This window comes from Thalassobacillus hwangdonensis, assembly GCF_042675915.1.
GTDB lineage: Bacteria > Bacillota > Bacilli > Bacillales > Halobacillaceae > Thalassobacillus_A > Thalassobacillus_A hwangdonensis.
Window position 1 is genome coordinate 193,318 of record NZ_JBHTKL010000006.1, and the last position, 16,023, is coordinate 209,340.

Annotated in this window: 19 protein-coding genes and 1 riboswitch; of the genes, 10 read left to right on the top strand and 9 right to left on the bottom strand. The window is 44.8% G+C overall.

The window, feature by feature from the left end; all coding sequences use genetic code 11:
- The first annotated feature begins 138 nt into the window (after positions 1-138).
- The 5 genes from ACFQ2J_RS16480 to ACFQ2J_RS16500 all read left to right on the top strand — a co-directional run bounded on the left by ACFQ2J_RS16480 (position 139) and on the right by ACFQ2J_RS16500 (position 4,083).
- Entirely contained in the window at positions 139-1,104 is a 966-nt protein-coding gene (locus ACFQ2J_RS16480) for a nuclease-related domain-containing protein (protein ID WP_386063087.1), read from the top strand.
- Between the two features lie 183 nt (positions 1,105-1,287).
- Positions 1,288-2,202, top strand: a complete 915-nt coding sequence (locus ACFQ2J_RS16485) for a ketopantoate reductase family protein (protein WP_386063089.1) — start codon at positions 1,288-1,290, stop codon at positions 2,200-2,202.
- A gap of 118 nt (positions 2,203-2,320) precedes the next feature.
- Complete coding sequence (locus ACFQ2J_RS16490; RefSeq protein ID WP_386063092.1) at positions 2,321-3,058, top strand: hypothetical protein; 738 nt, start codon at positions 2,321-2,323, stop codon at positions 3,056-3,058.
- 96 nt (positions 3,059-3,154) lie between these two features.
- Positions 3,155-3,811 (top strand): hypothetical protein, encoded by a 657-nt coding sequence (locus ACFQ2J_RS16495; protein WP_386063095.1) that lies wholly within the window; start codon positions 3,155-3,157, stop codon positions 3,809-3,811.
- Positions 3,812-3,915: 104 nt separating this feature from the next.
- Positions 3,916-4,083, top strand: coding sequence for a hypothetical protein (locus tag ACFQ2J_RS16500; protein WP_386063098.1), 168 nt, complete (start codon positions 3,916-3,918; stop codon positions 4,081-4,083).
- A gap of 802 nt (positions 4,084-4,885) precedes the next feature.
- Here the strand turns inward: ACFQ2J_RS16500 and ACFQ2J_RS16505 are convergent.
- From ACFQ2J_RS16505 to ACFQ2J_RS16520, 4 genes are all read right to left on the bottom strand, one after another.
- Entirely contained in the window at positions 4,886-5,083 is a 198-nt protein-coding gene (locus tag ACFQ2J_RS16505; RefSeq protein WP_386063101.1) for a YwbE family protein, read from the bottom strand.
- A gap of 77 nt (positions 5,084-5,160) precedes the next feature.
- Positions 5,161-5,610 carry a ferritin-like domain-containing protein gene (locus ACFQ2J_RS16510; protein ID WP_386063104.1) on the bottom strand — a complete coding sequence of 150 codons (450 nt, stop codon included), beginning with the start codon at positions 5,608-5,610 and terminating at the stop codon, positions 5,161-5,163.
- 57 nt (positions 5,611-5,667) lie between these two features.
- Entirely contained in the window at positions 5,668-6,432 is a 765-nt protein-coding gene (locus tag ACFQ2J_RS16515) for a VCBS repeat-containing protein (RefSeq protein ID WP_386063107.1), read from the bottom strand.
- 200 nt (positions 6,433-6,632) lie between these two features.
- Positions 6,633-7,097 (bottom strand): DUF2188 domain-containing protein, encoded by a 465-nt coding sequence (locus tag ACFQ2J_RS16520; RefSeq protein ID WP_386063110.1) that lies wholly within the window; start codon positions 7,095-7,097, stop codon positions 6,633-6,635.
- 118 nt (positions 7,098-7,215) lie between these two features.
- Here ACFQ2J_RS16520 and ACFQ2J_RS16525 point away from each other — a divergent pair, with 118 nt between their 5' ends.
- Positions 7,216-7,788 carry a histidine phosphatase family protein gene (locus ACFQ2J_RS16525; protein WP_386063113.1) on the top strand — a complete coding sequence of 191 codons (573 nt, stop codon included), beginning with the start codon at positions 7,216-7,218 and terminating at the stop codon, positions 7,786-7,788.
- Positions 7,789-7,842: 54 nt separating this feature from the next.
- Here the strand turns inward: ACFQ2J_RS16525 and ACFQ2J_RS16530 are convergent, their stop codons facing one another.
- The 4 genes from ACFQ2J_RS16530 to ACFQ2J_RS16545 form a co-directional block, all read right to left on the bottom strand.
- The gene (locus ACFQ2J_RS16530) at positions 7,843-9,267 is read right to left on the bottom strand and encodes a hypothetical protein (protein WP_386063116.1); all 1,425 of its coding nucleotides are present in this window, start codon (positions 9,265-9,267) and stop codon (positions 7,843-7,845) included.
- An 80-nt stretch (positions 9,268-9,347) separates the two neighbouring features.
- The gene (locus ACFQ2J_RS16535; RefSeq protein WP_386063119.1) at positions 9,348-10,442 is read right to left on the bottom strand and encodes a lipocalin family protein; all 1,095 of its coding nucleotides are present in this window, start codon (positions 10,440-10,442) and stop codon (positions 9,348-9,350) included.
- 156 nt (positions 10,443-10,598) lie between these two features.
- Positions 10,599-11,510 (bottom strand): HD domain-containing phosphohydrolase, encoded by a 912-nt coding sequence (locus ACFQ2J_RS16540; RefSeq protein ID WP_386063122.1) that lies wholly within the window; start codon positions 11,508-11,510, stop codon positions 10,599-10,601.
- Positions 11,511-11,638: 128 nt separating this feature from the next.
- Positions 11,639-11,962 (bottom strand): thioredoxin family protein, encoded by a 324-nt coding sequence (locus ACFQ2J_RS16545; RefSeq protein ID WP_386063125.1) that lies wholly within the window; start codon positions 11,960-11,962, stop codon positions 11,639-11,641.
- Between ACFQ2J_RS16545 and ACFQ2J_RS16550 the strand changes: the two genes are divergently transcribed.
- The gene (locus tag ACFQ2J_RS16550) at positions 11,961-12,518 is read left to right on the top strand and encodes a hypothetical protein (protein WP_386063128.1); all 558 of its coding nucleotides are present in this window, start codon (positions 11,961-11,963) and stop codon (positions 12,516-12,518) included. The genes ACFQ2J_RS16545 and ACFQ2J_RS16550 overlap by 2 nt on opposite strands.
- A 3-nt stretch (positions 12,519-12,521) precedes the next feature.
- On the opposite strand, the gene msrA is transcribed toward ACFQ2J_RS16550, so the two are convergent.
- Positions 12,522-12,995: a peptide-methionine (S)-S-oxide reductase MsrA gene (gene msrA / locus ACFQ2J_RS16555; RefSeq protein ID WP_386063131.1), complete on the bottom strand. Its 474-nt coding sequence runs from the start codon at positions 12,993-12,995 to the stop codon at positions 12,522-12,524.
- A gap of 121 nt (positions 12,996-13,116) precedes the next feature.
- Positions 13,117-13,232, bottom strand: a riboswitch (SAM riboswitch).
- A 177-nt stretch (positions 13,233-13,409) separates the two neighbouring features.
- Between msrA and ACFQ2J_RS16560 the strand changes: the two genes are divergently transcribed.
- The 3 genes from ACFQ2J_RS16560 (at position 13,410) to ACFQ2J_RS16570 (ending at position 15,996) form a co-directional block, all read left to right on the top strand.
- Positions 13,410-14,135 (top strand): DsbA family oxidoreductase, encoded by a 726-nt coding sequence (locus ACFQ2J_RS16560; protein ID WP_386063134.1) that lies wholly within the window; start codon positions 13,410-13,412, stop codon positions 14,133-14,135.
- A 144-nt stretch (positions 14,136-14,279) separates the two neighbouring features.
- Positions 14,280-14,459 (top strand): hypothetical protein, encoded by a 180-nt coding sequence (locus tag ACFQ2J_RS16565; protein ID WP_386063137.1) that lies wholly within the window; start codon positions 14,280-14,282, stop codon positions 14,457-14,459.
- A 133-nt stretch (positions 14,460-14,592) separates the two neighbouring features.
- On the top strand, positions 14,593-15,996 hold the full coding sequence (locus ACFQ2J_RS16570) for a Na+/H+ antiporter NhaC family protein (protein ID WP_386063140.1): 1,404 nt from the start codon (positions 14,593-14,595) through the stop codon (positions 15,994-15,996).
- The last annotated feature ends 27 nt before the right edge of the window (positions 15,997-16,023 follow it).

Genomic DNA, 16,023 nt, shown 5'->3' on the forward strand with positions numbered 1-16,023 from the left:
AATTCAAATTTCCGCTCATAAAAACACCGATTTCGCTCACAAATTCAAAATTTCGCTCAAAACACCAACTCTTCGAATTTCTGCAACCTCAGAGGATTGAACAAAACTACGGCGAATCCATTAAAAGAGGTGAAGCTTATGATTGTAAAACCCCTATCCAAACCAGTATTTCTAGAACAATTGGAGGTGTTAAAAAAACGCATCCCCACTGCACAACCTAAACGAGAAGAGATCATCGACACGCATGCACGCATTTCAGCTGGCTATGCAGGTGAAAAAGCTTTGTACTCCCTACTCTCGAAACTTCCACTTGATGTTGATTCACGGATTTTATTCGACCTCCGACTCCCTTTATATGAAAATTTCCACTTCCAACTTGATGCAGTTCTCCTCACAAAACGCTATGTGTTAATCTTCGAAGTGAAAAACATCTCAGGAACCAGCTTCCTTGATGGCATTCACCGCCAACTGATTCGTGATAAAGAAGGAATACAATCAGGGCTTCCGGACCCTGTATCACAGGCAGAACGCCACCGCATCCACTTATCCGAATGGCTACTTCATCATCACTTCCCTTCCTTGCCTATCGATTCGCTTGTCGTCTTCACAAATCGAACCTCCGTCATCAAGTCCTCCCCCGACTACGCTGACGCACGCCTTAAAACAACACGCATAGAGAACTTGGCTGCATCCATTAAGCAGATTCACGCAACTCATCATAATAAAGCCATTAATTCTGACGATATCAACCGATTGACTCAGTTATTTCTCACCCACCACTCCCCCTATGATCCCAATATCCTCGAAAGATTCAGCTTAACAAAAGAGGAAATTCAAATCGGAGTTAGCTGCCCTAGCTGTGGGGTGATTCCTATGATTCGTTTGTATGGAAAGTGGAGTTGTAAGCATTGTAATGAAACATCAAAAGTTGCTCATCAGGCAGCATTTAATGACTACAAGCTTCTATTCAGCAAGAAAATCTGCAACAAGGATGCGAGAGATTTTTTGCTAGTACAATCAAGAAATACTGTAAAAAGATTGCTGTCGGATATGAATTTAAGGTCAGCTGGCGCGAAAAAGAACCGCTATTATTTTCTCGAATGAGCCTTTCGCTCATAAAATCTGATTTCCGCCCACAAATCCAGGATGTCGCTCACAAATCTACCAATATCGCCTATAAATCTGAAATCTCGCTCATAAATCCAAAGTTTCGCTCACAAGCCCCCGCCCGCCTGCTACACAACCAATCTATGATACGATAAAAGCATCAACACTGGAGGTGGAAAGATGAAAATTGTAGTGATCGGAGCGGGAGCACTCGGTGCTTATTTCGGAGCAAGATGGGAAGAGGCAGGACATGATGTCACCTTCTACGTAAGAGAACGCAGAGCTGCCCAGCTCAAAGAACATGGCATACTCCTTCACAGTACACAGGGAGATTATGAAATCAAGCAGCCGCGAGTCACGACCGATATCACATCGATTGAGAAAGCGGACCTTGTTCTGCTTGCGGTCAAAGGCTATCACTTATCCGGAACACTGGACCAATTGAAGCACTTAACGAATAAAGGCGCAAAAGTGCTTCCGATCCTAAACGGCATGGAGCACATCTCTATTTTGCAAAAGGAACTCGGCGAGTCCGCCATTATGGGCGGGTTATCCTACATCATTGCCACGCTTGATGATAAGGGACATGTCGTCCATTCCAGTCCATTTCACGATTTAGTCTTCGGAGCACTTCATCAGTCACAGCAGGCAATCGCGGAAGAGCTTGCATTGGCTTGCAGTCAAGCCAATATGGATGGCAGACAAAGCCCGTCAATCCTAGAAGATCTCTGGAGTAAATACATGTTCATCAACGCTTTCTCAGGAATAACGACAGCGACGGATCTTCCAATCGGTGCAGTGCGTGAACATCCTGAGACATTCCATCTCGCCCGTATGGTTCTTGAGGAAATGAAGGACCTTGCGAATAAACATGGAATCTCATTAACGGACACCCACGTAGATAAAGCGTTTGGAAATCTTGAAAACTTCGGCTATGAATCTACCTCATCAATGCACCAGGACCGACGAAAGGGTTTGACATTGGAGGTCGAGCACTTGCATGGCGGCGCATTACGCCTTGGTGATGCTGTCGGTTTAGCAATGCCTTACACGGAGTCGATTTACGGCATGATCAAGCCTTTCGAACGAGCATAGTAAATTGATAACCAATCCTCGGTCTTAAAACCGGGGATTTTTTGACAAATTATATTCCATATTTTCACAACTTTCGATAAAATAGACCTATCTTCCTAATCTGGAAAGGGTGGGCTCCGTGAAAGCGATCTACATACTGTTGACCAACACAGGCACATTTTTCAATCAGGCGATCAAGACCGTAACTGACGCACCTTATAATCATTCTTCGATTTCTCTCGATAAAGAATTCCGCAATTTATACAGCTTCGGACGACGAAAGCCCACTAATCCATTTTGGGGCGGGTTTGTGAAGGAAGACCTTGTAACCGGCACGTTCAGCTGGTACCCTTCCTCCACCTGTGCAGTATATAAACTGAAGCTGCCTAAGCGTAAATTTGAAAAAGTGGAACGGATCATCCAGGCGTTCGAAAAAAAATATAAAAACTACCTGTACAACTATATCGGTGTACTTGGCGTGCCGCTCAACCGTCCAATTCAAGTACCTGCGTCATATTTTTGCTCACAATTTGTAGCTGAAGTGCTTACGCGCGCAGGAGTGAAGCTATTCGATAAGGAAAGCGCGCTGGTCACACCGGATGATTTCAGACACGCTCCAGATTTGCAGTTGGTATACCAGGGCAGGCTTTACGATTATCCATTCATCCATTCCAAAGATAATTATTATCCTGATCAGTATCGTAGCTTCCCTTTCCGGAAATATGTCAGGCAACAGTATCGGAAAGGGGTATGGAGGACGGATTCTCCATACCAGCATACCTATTACTTCAGGGACGGATTCCTCAAACCGAAAAAAATCTATTTATCACGCAAACTGGGAAAGCTGAAACGTTTCGGTAAAAAGCTGATGTCTTAACTTAAGCGACTCCACCGGAACCTTTTTCCTACGCTTTTATTCCCGACCGATTTCATTCATAATAGAATGATAGAGTGCAAGGTGGGGTTGAGTAAGATGAACATACTTAAGAAAATATTCAAAGATGAACGGACAAAGACGAAAACAGCTTATGAGATCTTCATGATTCTGCTGGCAACCCTTTCTGTTGCAACGATTTGGAAAAGTATCGCTTACGATACCTTCCTCGTCTGGTTCACATGGGCGATTTTCTTCATGGACTTTGTCTATCGATTTTGGAATAGTGAAAAGAAATGGGAATTCATCAAGTCAAACCCGTTCATTGTCATCGCAGCCATCCCTTTGGATGCCGTTTTTCAATTTGCAAGGTTCGCACGTATTTTACATTTACTACGATTGAAATCCATTACGAAGTACTACACAATGCCGTTTATCAAATACCTGAAAAGACAGCACCTGCTGCTAGTTGCCTCAGCTACTGCCGTCATCGTTTTTCTGGCAATCATTCCCCTTTATCAATTGGAAGAAGACCTGGAAAGCTATTGGGAGGCTTTGATCAGTGCGTTGTCCACCCTCACCTTCTTCGGTCATTCCCAATTCGAACCTTCTACACCTATCGGGAGCTTCATCATCGTCGTGCTGACGATTTTCGGAGTCGTTTTGCACGGGCTGGTAATCAGTACAGCCATCGATGTCATTTATCACACTAAGTTCGTCCAATCGTTAAAAAATAAATTAAAAAGCAGTCGATAGCACAGCATACAAGGGATGCTGTGTTTTTTTATGGAAAAAGGTTTAACAAAAGCCCGAACGAGGAATGAGAATATCGTCAGCGAAATTGACATAGAGGTGATGGGATGAGCGATAAAAAGGATAAACGCAACGAGCGCGAAAAAATCAAAGATGAACTGGACGATCCAGTACCTTTGGATGAAATCAAAAAAGAAGAGCAGGAACAACGAAAAGGTGAAAAGAGCAAAGATGATTCTTCAAGCGAAGATAAATATGATCAAGATTACAAATAAGTACGCAGCCGTCAGGTAGTTGTTTCGAAAACATAGATAATACATGAAATAGCTGTTGACATCGATATGTTTTTGGTGTATTGTTAGGTGATGTTGCTATATAAAGCAACTTGAACGGAAAGAAATGTAAGGTTAACGATATGGCATTCTGCTATGTTTTTGAAAGACTTATTCACACTGGATCGGCTTCGGAGCCGTAAGGATGCAAGAGAGGTAGGGCTTGCGTCGTTTAAGTAAGAAAACTACCAAAGACGGAATAGTACCGCGGCAATTTAAATTTTTGATTCACACTTGCGAAGTGTGCAAGTTCCTGATCATTTCATAACGTTTAATAAAAAGAGCGGATCTGACATAAGTCGGGTCCGCTCGTCCAATTTTATCCTCTACATTCGAATTGTACAGAAGGTTCGGTTTCATATACATATTTCGTGAGGTTCTTCCTCATATACTTCATTCGCTCCATAATCTCGATACGTTCCTTTACATACCGAAAGGAACAAATCCCACGCTGCTCTTCATCAATGTGCAGTACACACAAATCATCTTCCAATTTTCTTAGTTCTATTTTTCTCCCATTAAGAAAACCGATATATGAGCTGGCAGTCAGTCGAATCACCGTATGATTGAACCCCCGTTCTTAATTAAGAATCCTAAGGTAATCATACAATTTTTGTTCTTTTTAGAAAACAACCATATAAAGCCGTTCAAGAAGTTCCATGCTCATAACCTCATGAAATCTTCCCCTCACTCACTTTTTCGCATGTTCTTAATTAAGAAAAAAGATACTTCTTATCATACCGGCCTAGTGAACGGCCTTCACTCTTCCAACCTGTCCATCTTGCAGTCTCACTTTTATCCCATGAGGATGTGTAGCTGAATTCGTCAGGATATCTTTTACGACTCCACGTGTCAACTTCCCTGAGCGCTGGTCCTTTTTCAGCACAATATCCACTTCCAACCCGGGCTTGATGTCTTTTCTGTTCTGTCCATTTGCTGTCATGTTGTGTTCACGTACCTTTCAAAAATAAGTTGCCCCTATTGTACCATGAAATAGAAAAAGCAGACGCTGATGTCTGCCTATTCTTCCCGTTTATTTTGCATGATGAAGGATAGAAACCATACTGCATGGTTCTGTTCATCTGCCGCAGCCCTTCTGAACGACTGACTTACCACTGGGTACATGGCTGCTTCATCTGCGATGTCCTGATAAAAGTCCGCGGTCTCCTGTTCATCCCTGAATGCTGCTTCCAGTCCGCGACGGTAAGTACGGGGACACTCTTCCGTTTGTTGTGGATCAGGCTGTCTTCCCGTCAAACTTGTGTAGATTTGACTGAAGGTCTGCAGATGCCTGCGTTCATCTTTTCTAATTTCACGGATGCGATCTTTTTCAGCCTTAGTAGGTGCCAGGTCGATCAGCTGGCTGTAACATTGGATCGCACTAAATTCCCCGTTGATAGCTTTTTGAATGTCCTGGATCAGCTTATCCTGCTGGCGAGTATCCGTGGGATAGTAATAATAGTAGCTCATGGATGATCCTCCCTCCCATCATTCTCTTATTATCCTATGAAGGAGGGATTTTCTTTATTACTCATCAGCTAGATACCCAGTGATGGAGACTTCTGTGAGAATCAGGTCAAAATTCTTCAGCGAAGGATTCCAGGTAAGCAGTGTGTTGACGTATCCAAGTGTATCAGCGTTTGTCAGACCTACAATCCTCCTGCTGATCAATAAATCGTACACTGCCTCCGGCCCTCGAAGAACCGGGAATACCCCTCGATCGATATAACTGACATATGCTTCTTTTGACTGTAGGAGATTTCCTTCTTCATCATAAATATCCATCTCCATATATTCGGGTCGCTTGTGAAAAAGATCTAGAATGAAATCACGATCTGTCTGCAGGTCACTTACACGTAACTTGAATTGATCAAGGTATTTAGCTCGATAGTTAATTTGATCATTGTAATCATCTGAACTGAAGATGAGCTGAGGTACTTCATCCTTTATTGTGTAAATATAAGTATTCTGATACCCTCCGCTCCCTCCTGTCTCCGTATTCACTTTGATATCGAGTGTCCCGTCTTTGTTGAAATCTCCGAGAAAAAGACTGGCATTGTATCCTACATCTACTGGCAATGATACATCGGATCGATTGCCAGATTCACTAAATTCAACAACAAGGGAAATGTCTTCCGCGAAAGCACTTCCTTCCTCCATGGTTCCAGTCAGGTACACAGCATCCTTCACTCCACCTCCATCGACATCCCCATGCTTGCCATCCAGGATGTACTGCTGCCGTTCGGTTCGTCGCTGTTCACCTAAGTATCCCATCAGCCAATACGCATGCATATCCTTCCCCTCACTTCCGCCCATCTACCCTATACATATGAAGCACCACCACCAACGGTGAATAGAAGGGGGGACAGTCCCTCAACCAATTAAAGCATCACCGCAGTGCTCTGGTGAGGGACTGTCCCCCACCGGTTTAACGCGGTGATGTGAATATGCATAATAAAAGGCTATCCTCTACTGGGATAGCCTTTCGGTGCTTATCGACTTTCATAGGTATGCTGGTTCTGGATGCTGCCGTCCTTCTTATGAATGACCGCTTTAGTCCCTTTATTTTCTGCGATCTCTTTGGCACGTTTGACTGCTTCGTCTTTTGAATCGAATACTTCAGAAGGTTTCTTCGCATCTTCCGTCTGGACCGCCCAACCATCGTCATGAGCGACGACATGCTGCCCTTTTTCAAGCAGCTCCGGACGGGAATCATACTGCTTGTCCTCTTCATCCCGCTCTTTCAATGCCTGGTCCGATTTATTTTTCTGCGCGTTGATTTCCTTCTCGCTTGCGTTATCATACCATTCCTTCGCCTGTTCGGTGGCAATCGGAATCGCACGACCTTCATCATAGCCTTCATCGATCATCGCATTGGCAATCTCGATCGCTTTTTTTCTTACTGATGTATCAAGGTTCTTCAGAGAATCCGGATAATCATTCGTATCCCATGGCATAGCTGCAAAACCCTCCTATAAAAAGTAGTTAGTTTATCATTACCGCAAAACTGTTCCTTATAAACAAATGTTAAACTATTAGAGTCAAAAAAAGTAAGAACGAATGTGGAGGAAAATCATGAGTACATTTGTTTACATGGTTAGACATGGGGATTCACCGAAAGAAGGAAATGAAAGAACAAGAGATTTGACTGAAAAAGGGCAGGAACAGTCGCATCGCCTGGTCGACATATTGAAAAATGAAGGCGTTGATGCGGTCATTTCAAGCCCATACAAACGTTCCATCTTAACAGTTGAGAAGTTAGCTGAACAACTAGGGAAGGAAGTTTTAGTTTACGAAGATTTAAGAGAACGGGAATTCTCATCTGAAGGTAATCGAATTTCTGATCAGGAGCTACTTCCACTCTTGGAAAAATCGTTCAAGCAACCCGATTTCACTTTAGAGGGCGCGGAGTCCAATACCGCTTGTCAAAAACGGGCTGTGAAAGTTTTAAAAGACCTTTTAGTAACCTTTAAGGACAAAAAAATTGTCATAGGGACCCATGGCTTAGTTATGACTTTGATGATGAAGTATTTCGATAGCAAATATGACCTCAATTTTTTACATAGCACATCGAAACCTGATATCTATAGAATGGAATTTCAAGATAACGAATTAGTAAATGTTCAAAGGCTGTGGGAAACAAAATAAGGCATGCCAAGAGCGCTTGGAATAAAATCCAAGCGCTTTTATCTATTCCTCACTCTACCAAATCAGTATACCGACAATCGTAGACAGTACGAGTCCAATCATGACCGGGATGAAGTTTTTCCGTACCAATTCCATCACCGACACCCCACAGAAACCGGCTACCGCTACGAGCGACGACCAGGCAATCAGCGTGCCTCCACCAGTCCAGATTGATCCCATTTGCCCGATGGCAGCGAGTGTCGATGCATCCGCTGCTCCGGAGGATAACGCACCAGACAACGCTCCTGTCAGTGGAAGTCCCGAGAATCCTGAGCCATCAAGTCCAGTGATGATACCGATGATCAATATGCCAAATGCAGTAAGCACGATGTTATCCGGTATGAACGTCTGTCCCTGTTGCACGAGATCAAACAGGAATGCAGGCCCTGCTTCTTCACCTAAAGATAGGATACTTGCCGAGAAATCTCCACTTCCTAGGAAGAAAAATCCTGCTATCGGTATGACCGGCCCCATCGCCTTGAAAGCGAAGACGAAACCATCCACGATATGCTCACTGATGCGATCAAGTGCGCTACTTTTTCCATAAGCGAGCGTTGCAAGTGCCAGTAGGAGAACTGCTACTCCACCAATGAATGCTGCACCGTCTCCACCTTCGAATCCACCCATACGTCCACCACTGAACTTCGTGGAAACCATGTAGATCATGACCGCAAGCATCGATAAAGGAACAAGCACTGCAAAGGTTTTACCCCATTTAGAGCTCCCTTTGCCATCGGATGAATCACCAGTTTCCCGCTTACCTTCAAGAATTTTCAGCTCTTTTTCATTCGCAGGATCTCCCGGTTTGCGGATATGCTTGCGAATGCCCAAGTACACCAAAGTCAAAGCGGTCAAACCGGTAATCAACGATAGTACCAAAGCTTTATCAGCAACCATGGCTGCATCGACACCAGCAGAAGTAGCACTCAACGTCGGCGCTACCTGGATCACATAGTCAGACGATAACGCCATCCCCTGCCCAGCCAAAGCTACGACCATTGCCGCTCCCATGATCGGCAGCCCGGCTCTTACAGCCGCCGGAACCAGCAAAGCACAAATCAACGGTACGGCAGGTGTTGGCCAGAAAAATAATGAGATGACGAACGTAATGACCATCAGAATCAGATACGCGATATGCCCGTTTGTCATCAGTTTCTGTATCGGAGCGATCATTTGCCGATCCGCTCCCATATCTTTCAACGCATGCAACAATGCAACCATGAAGGTAATGATAAGGAAGATGCTGAATAATTCTTTAGCGGCAGTCAGGTTCGCATTGAATACGGAAGTAAAGCCATCGACAATACTCCCACTGTAAATCCAGGCGACGAGAAATGTACCGACCAATGTCGGAAGTACGACCCCTCTGCGGAAAATCATCGTCACGATAACTGCAATCGTCACAAATGCATAAGCCCAGTGGGCGGCTGTCAAAACCATATTGGTGTCATCCTTTCGAGAGTCACTCTCACGTTTGCAATATCCTATGCATAGCACCCAATACTGGTTAATCGCCTATCTCATCTAGCCTTTGCGTATCCCACCAATTCAGAAAAACCTTTCCCCGACAAAGCTACCTTCGTGCCATTCCTAAGCGTTTCTCTTCCTTGAACTGTACATGCACCTTCCCATATGGCTCGTATCGGACCCAGAATCTCCATTTCCTGCTTCGGAAAAATCGCCTGAACGTAAAGCTTCATAGAGAAATCCGGAAGGCGGATCAACCATTCGACCGGATACTTAGCTCCAGTACGAATGCTTTTCCAATACTTCCGAGGTTCAAATTCTACATTGTTGGAAAGCACTGTCTTTCCGTCAAAGCGAATCAGATTTGCCATCGGAGCAGATGTTTTTCCATCCTGGCTACGGAATTCATTCAACAACAGTTCACGCCCATCATCCAATTGAATACCGAACCAATTCCAGCCCCTTCCTTTTGCGAGACTGTAATCCTTTCCCCATTGATGATCGAACCATCCTTCCCCTCGGACAAATTCCGTCCCTTTCCCCATGTTCACTTTTCCTTGTACGCGGTTCCTTGTGAACGAATAGTAATATAAATCATCAGGCTTTCCATCACCACCGACCAGTGTGATCGGCTTGGTCGGCACAAACTGCAGTTCAATGTTCATCGCTTTGTCTTGAAGCACCAACTCAAAGTTGTCCTGTTCCTCTCCAAGAAAAACCAGATTGTGCTTTTCGTATTCCAATTTTACTGGATCAGAATAGACTGTACTTTTCTTCATAAACGAATGAGGTTTAGGCAAATCACCTTTCAACATCGTTCCATACAGGCGCCACATATCCGTTTCCTTTGGGTTGAGCATCATGTACACCGGTAAATAAAAAGCAAGCATGTTCCGTTTTAGCCCTTTATCCATCCATGACCCGTGCGTCGCTTTGTTAGTTTCTAAATCAATCAGCGTATAAATAAGGTAATGCCCTTTCGTCCAGGAAGGCTCGAGTTCTCCCACCCTGAAAAAAGAACCCATCAGTGCATAGCGATTTCGTCGATCTGAATGTAAAAACGTATAAAAATACCACCACTCCACATTTGCATCCGCATGCGGGCCCGCATCCTCAGGAAGACTAACCTTGGTCACTTCTTCATTCATCCGGTTCACACACCTTATGTTTTTAGTAACCTATGCAATCGGATAAAAGAGGTGTCGCCTCTACGATGATGGACTGGTATCATGGTTCAGGAAAGAAAGCGCGGATTCAGTCCCCCATTTCAGACAATAAAAAGAAGCAGAGGCCCACGCCCCTGCTCACTCTGAAAGTATTTTGTCTTCCTTCAATATTTGTTCAAAAAAATCGACGACTAGTGGATCATATAGCTTTCCGGACAGACGCTTTATTTCATCTATTGCATCCCCAGGTGTAATTGGTGTCCGGTATACTCTATTTTCGGTCATCGCATCATAACTGTCACACACAGCGATGATTTTCGCCTCAAGCGAGATATGATCTCCCTCCATCCCACGTGGATACCCGGAACCGTCCAGCCGTTCATGATGTTCCAGGATGATATCAGAAATCGATTCATATGCTGAGCCTACCATCATATTCGCACCATCTACCGGATGCCGTTTAACCTGATTGAACTGACGCTCCGTCAACTTGCCTGGCTTATTCAAAATATGATCTGAGACGTTCAGCTTTCCGATATCGTGTAAAAACGCTGCATGGAACATGTCCTGCAGTCGCTTTGGACCAAACTCCAGCTTTTTCGCAATTTTAATACTATATTTCGCCACCCGTTCACTGTGGTCATACGCAAACTTCTGCTCGCTGTCGACCATCTGGATGAACTCCCATAAGTCCGCCATGCTCTTACTGATCTGATGGAAAATCGGTGCAGTCGTGAACCACAAATAGGTGACGTCCGTAATCGTTTCAAACAGTACGGGCTTTTTCAATCCTCTGGTAGAATAGGAATCATTCGGTCCAAGCTTTACCCGCTTTCCGTCCTCATCCCACTCAATTTCACCTGATAAGATATAAAAGAATTCAAGGGTATTCGGGTCATCATTTGGATAGACGTAGAACATCTTGTCCTTATTGATCGTCTGTTTCATGATTTCCGTTCCGTCACCTTCTTCAAGCAGACGGATACTCGTAGAATTGTTCTTTGCTAATGCAAGCTGTGTATCGTTTTTTATTACGTTCAGTTCTCCCACGAATATTCCCCTTTCCTTCACTTTGCTACCAATTATATAGCAATCGTCAAAAAAGTCTGCAATTCGACACGAAAAGGGGAGTATCCACCTAAAAGAATTAGGTCGAATGACCCCCTGCCAAAAGACACTTATAGTATCGCATTATAAATTTTGCTTAATTGTCGCTCCAATGATTCCATCGGCACAAACCGTGCTTCCCTGAACATTTCCTTACCCTCAAGAAAGACCATGATGACCGGGACGGTAAAAATCGAAAAAGCACCCGCGACTTCCGGAATTTCATCCGCGTCGGCATGCACAGCTTTCACTTCAGGATAGCTTTCAAGCAGCAATTCCACCTGGGGCAGCAATGCATGACATACAGAACAGTTCGGTCTTGATATGTAGACGAGCGCCATCGTATGATGATGGATAGTATGTTCCAATTCTTCCATTGTGTGGACCATCTGCATGGAGGATCCATCCTTTCCTTTAGAGGTGATTGCAATCCTTGATATCATTTTACCCCTTTTCGTCCTGCTATTCACGACATTGACACTTGTTTCTCTTTTACTATACACCTGGAAAAATGGGATCGGTCCCACACCGACATCACGCCGGACCATCAAAAAGGTGTTGGCTTATACAAAAGAGGTGAAGCCAGCGAGCATCGCTGAACTCGGGGCTGGCTGGGGAACAGTAGCATTCGCTTTTGCAAAAGCTTTCCCTGACACTAGGATCACAGCCTATGAAACGTCTCCGGTTCCATACCTTTATATGAAGTTACGACTGCTGCTACAGCCACAGGACAACCTGGTCATTTTAAGGAAAAACTTCCTCACCGAATCATTAGATACGTATGACTTCTTATATTGTTACCTCTATACTGGTGGAATGATTCAACTGCAGGAGAATTTACGAACCTATGAAGGCTGGATTCTATCGAATACCTTCGCCTTTCGTGGTTGGCCTGAATCGAAAAAATCAGATGGGCTTTATCTATATTCAAAAAAATCGTGTGATGGGTAGCCATCACACGATTCCACAAGCAGCAGATCCGTTCTTCTGCAAGTATTTTTGGTGGTATTCCTCCGCATCGTAAAAGGTTCCTGCCTGCGCCACCTCTGTAACGATCGATTTTTTGAATACACCTTTTTCATTCCATTGCTTGATTTTTTCCTCTGCAATATAACGCTGACTCTCATCCAGATAGAAAATGACGGATCGATATTGTGATCCTACATCTTCGCCCTGGCGATTCTTCGAGGTCGGGTCATGACACTCGAAGAACGCATCCACCAGCTGTTGATAAGAAATCACGGAAGCATCATAGTCGATTTTGATTGACTCAGCATGACCGGTCTTCCCTGTTTTTACGAGTTCATAATAAGGTCGGTCCACCTTCCCACCTGTGTATCCAACCTTCGTTTCCACTACGCCATCAATTCGTTCAAACCATGCTTCCACTCCCCAGAAGCACCCTGCTGCAAAAATCGCTGTTGCCATCTTACATCTTCCTTTCGCTACAAACTCCACTTCTTTCCGAGAGATCGTGGCGCTCTTTCTATACGAAAGAACCCCCTTTCTTATCCATAAGAAAGGGGGTCGTAAATGTATGCTTACGATCCTCTCATCTCTCAGGAATCACTAGGTTCCTGCAGGAATTGGCACCGTTCAGATCGCGATCGATCCGATGGTTGCCGGGCATCAAAGGGCCAGTCCCTCCGCCTCTCTGGATAAGAAGTTTATGTTGTATTTTTAATATTTAATTGGAATTATACATGCCTTCAACAGTCCTGTAAAGCCCAAAGCTTAGAATTTGAGATAAATAGGCACATCAAGCGTATCGTTAAGCCCCACCCCCTCTTCCGTGTTAAACTGACAGCAAGTTTATGTAAAAAATCAAAAGAGGTGTCCCATATGAAAATTGAAATCTGGTCCGATATTGTATGTCCATTTTGTTATATAGGTAAGCGTCGTCTAGAAGCAGCTTTAGCTGATTTCGAAGGAAAGAATCAAGTCGAAATCGAATTCAAAAGCTTCGAACTGGATCCTGGTGCAGAAAAGAACACCGAATCTGTCATGTATGAACGATTAGCGAGCAAGTATGGCACAAGCATTGAACAAGCGAAGCAGATGTGTGACAACATGGTGGAGCAGGCAAAAGGTGTAGGACTCGATTTCCGATTTGATGATGTCATCCCAACCAACACACTCGATGCCCACCGTCTCACTCACCTTGCTAAAGACAAAGGTGTTGAAAAAGAAGTACACGAGCGCTTCTTCCACGCCTACTTCACAGAAGCCAAGAACATGGGAGACCATGACACACTTACGGAGCTGGCTCTGGATGCAGGTCTGGACGAAGCAGAAGTCAGAGAGGTGTTAGCTAGCGAACGTTATACCGATTCTGTCCGTAAAGACGAAGCTGAAGCCCGCACCATCGGCGTACAAGGTGTTCCATTCTTTGTCATCAACCGGAAGTACGCGGTTTCTGGCGCACAACCGGTCGATGTCTTCAAAAATGCACTGAGCAAAGCATGGGACGAAGAACAGCAACAGCCCGTGTTTGAAACGGTGTCATCCGATAATGAAGCAACCGGCGTATGCACGGACGACAGTTGCGACATTCCGAATGATCAATGACAGGGGACCTTAAAAAGGTCTCCTTTTATATTATGAGCAACATGCTGATTTAAGCCCTGAAAATTTTATTCCGTGGCAAGCATAGCCGCCACTTCTTTCACATAAAATTCAGAGAATCGAGTTCTATGTGGAGGGGGTGGACGGATGGCGGATGACAAGCAGCTTGAGCATGAGTCCAATTTTCTCGAAAAGGACCAGACCTTCGCGGAGAAATTCCACCGTGAACGATTCACGGAAAACATTCCGGTAGATTTATTGGGAGAAGACTTACGAAAATTAAAGAAGTTGACGAACAAAAAACGGAAGAGGTCAGGTGTGAGATGATGTCAGACAGTCACCATTATGGATGAAATACTCGGCACTTTGCTACTCAAAGCAGCCGGGTATTTTTTAATGGAATAATTCAGCTTCGTATCCCGCAACCTATAAGGAAGTAAATGTGAAAAGGGGTACGAGAATGAGCTGGATTGCAATCATTCCGTTCTTAGTCGTGGTAGCTGCGGCCATTTGGACGAAACAAGTCATCCCAAGCCTATTGTTCGGTGTCATTGTCGCAGGATATTTGACTGAGCCGGACTGGCTCGGCGGCATGACGACAACACTGAGTTTCATCATTGAAGGGCTGACGGATAAAAATAACCTGAAAATCATCCTGTTCCTGTACGGTTTTTCTGCTTTGATAGGATTGATTAAGATGGCAGGTGGCATCAAAGGATTCGTCCAGCTTGCCACTGAAAAAATCACAGATAAACGCGGTGCTTTCACGCTTACATGGGTTTCCTCAATTGGAACGTTCGCCGCTCCCAGCTTCCGGATTGTGACAATCGGCCCGGTGATGAAAGCAATGCTTAAGAAAATACCGATGACGAAACAGGAATTGGGGTTCGTCATCGAAACAACGGCTGCTCCTTTGGTCGTTTTGATTCCTGTTGCCACCGCGTTTGTCGGCTACATGACCTCCGTCATCGAGTTGTCCCTCCAGCAGGCAGGGACGAGTGGAGACGCATACATGCTGTACATTCGCAGCATTCCGTTCAACTTTTTTGCCATTTCCATGCTCCTGATCGGTTTTTACCTAAGCTTTTTCCATCGATCGAAAAAACAGGCCACCGATGCGGAAAATCCAGAAGATGAAGAACAGGATGACTCATGGGAGGACTGCCACCCATGTGTAGCCAAGGACTTGCCCGCCAAACCTTGGAATCTGATCCTGCCACTGGCCAGCGTCATCCTGCTGACATTTTTCCTCATGTACATGCTCGGGTTGAAAAAGGACGAAACCGGACTGCAGGCGCTTATCAATGCAAACGTGTTGGATGCAATGGTACTGGCTGTTGTGCTTACGTTGATCTGGTTCGTCGTCTATTTGAAGATCAGCGGCCAGCCTTTGAAAAAAATGATGGAATTCCTGATTGATGGCGGGAACGATATGATGGGCGTCATTCTGCTGTTGGCGATGGTGTGGGGATTGAGCGCAGGATCGGAGGCATTGAATTTTTCCGAAACGATCGCTTCATGGTTCGAATGGATCCCTGGTGCTTTCGTCGCAGTCCTCATCTTCCTGATCGGATGCAGTCTCTCCTACTTCATCGGATCCTCCTGGGGCACTTGGGGCATCCTCATGCCAGTCGGCGTTTCCATCGCAGTTGCAGCAGGCAGCTCCCTTCCCATCGTCATCGGAGCAGTCTTTGCCAGCGGGACGTTCGGCGCTTTCTCCTCTCCGCTTAGTGATAATACGAATACGACTGCCGGAATTTTGAACCTCAATGCGATCAATTATGCGAAGTTCAAACTTAAGCCTGCGTTGATTGCAGGCGGAGTAGCAGCGGGGCTGTATTTTGGTGTATCATTTTTTATGTAAAAAACCCACTCTTAAAAAAGAGTGGGT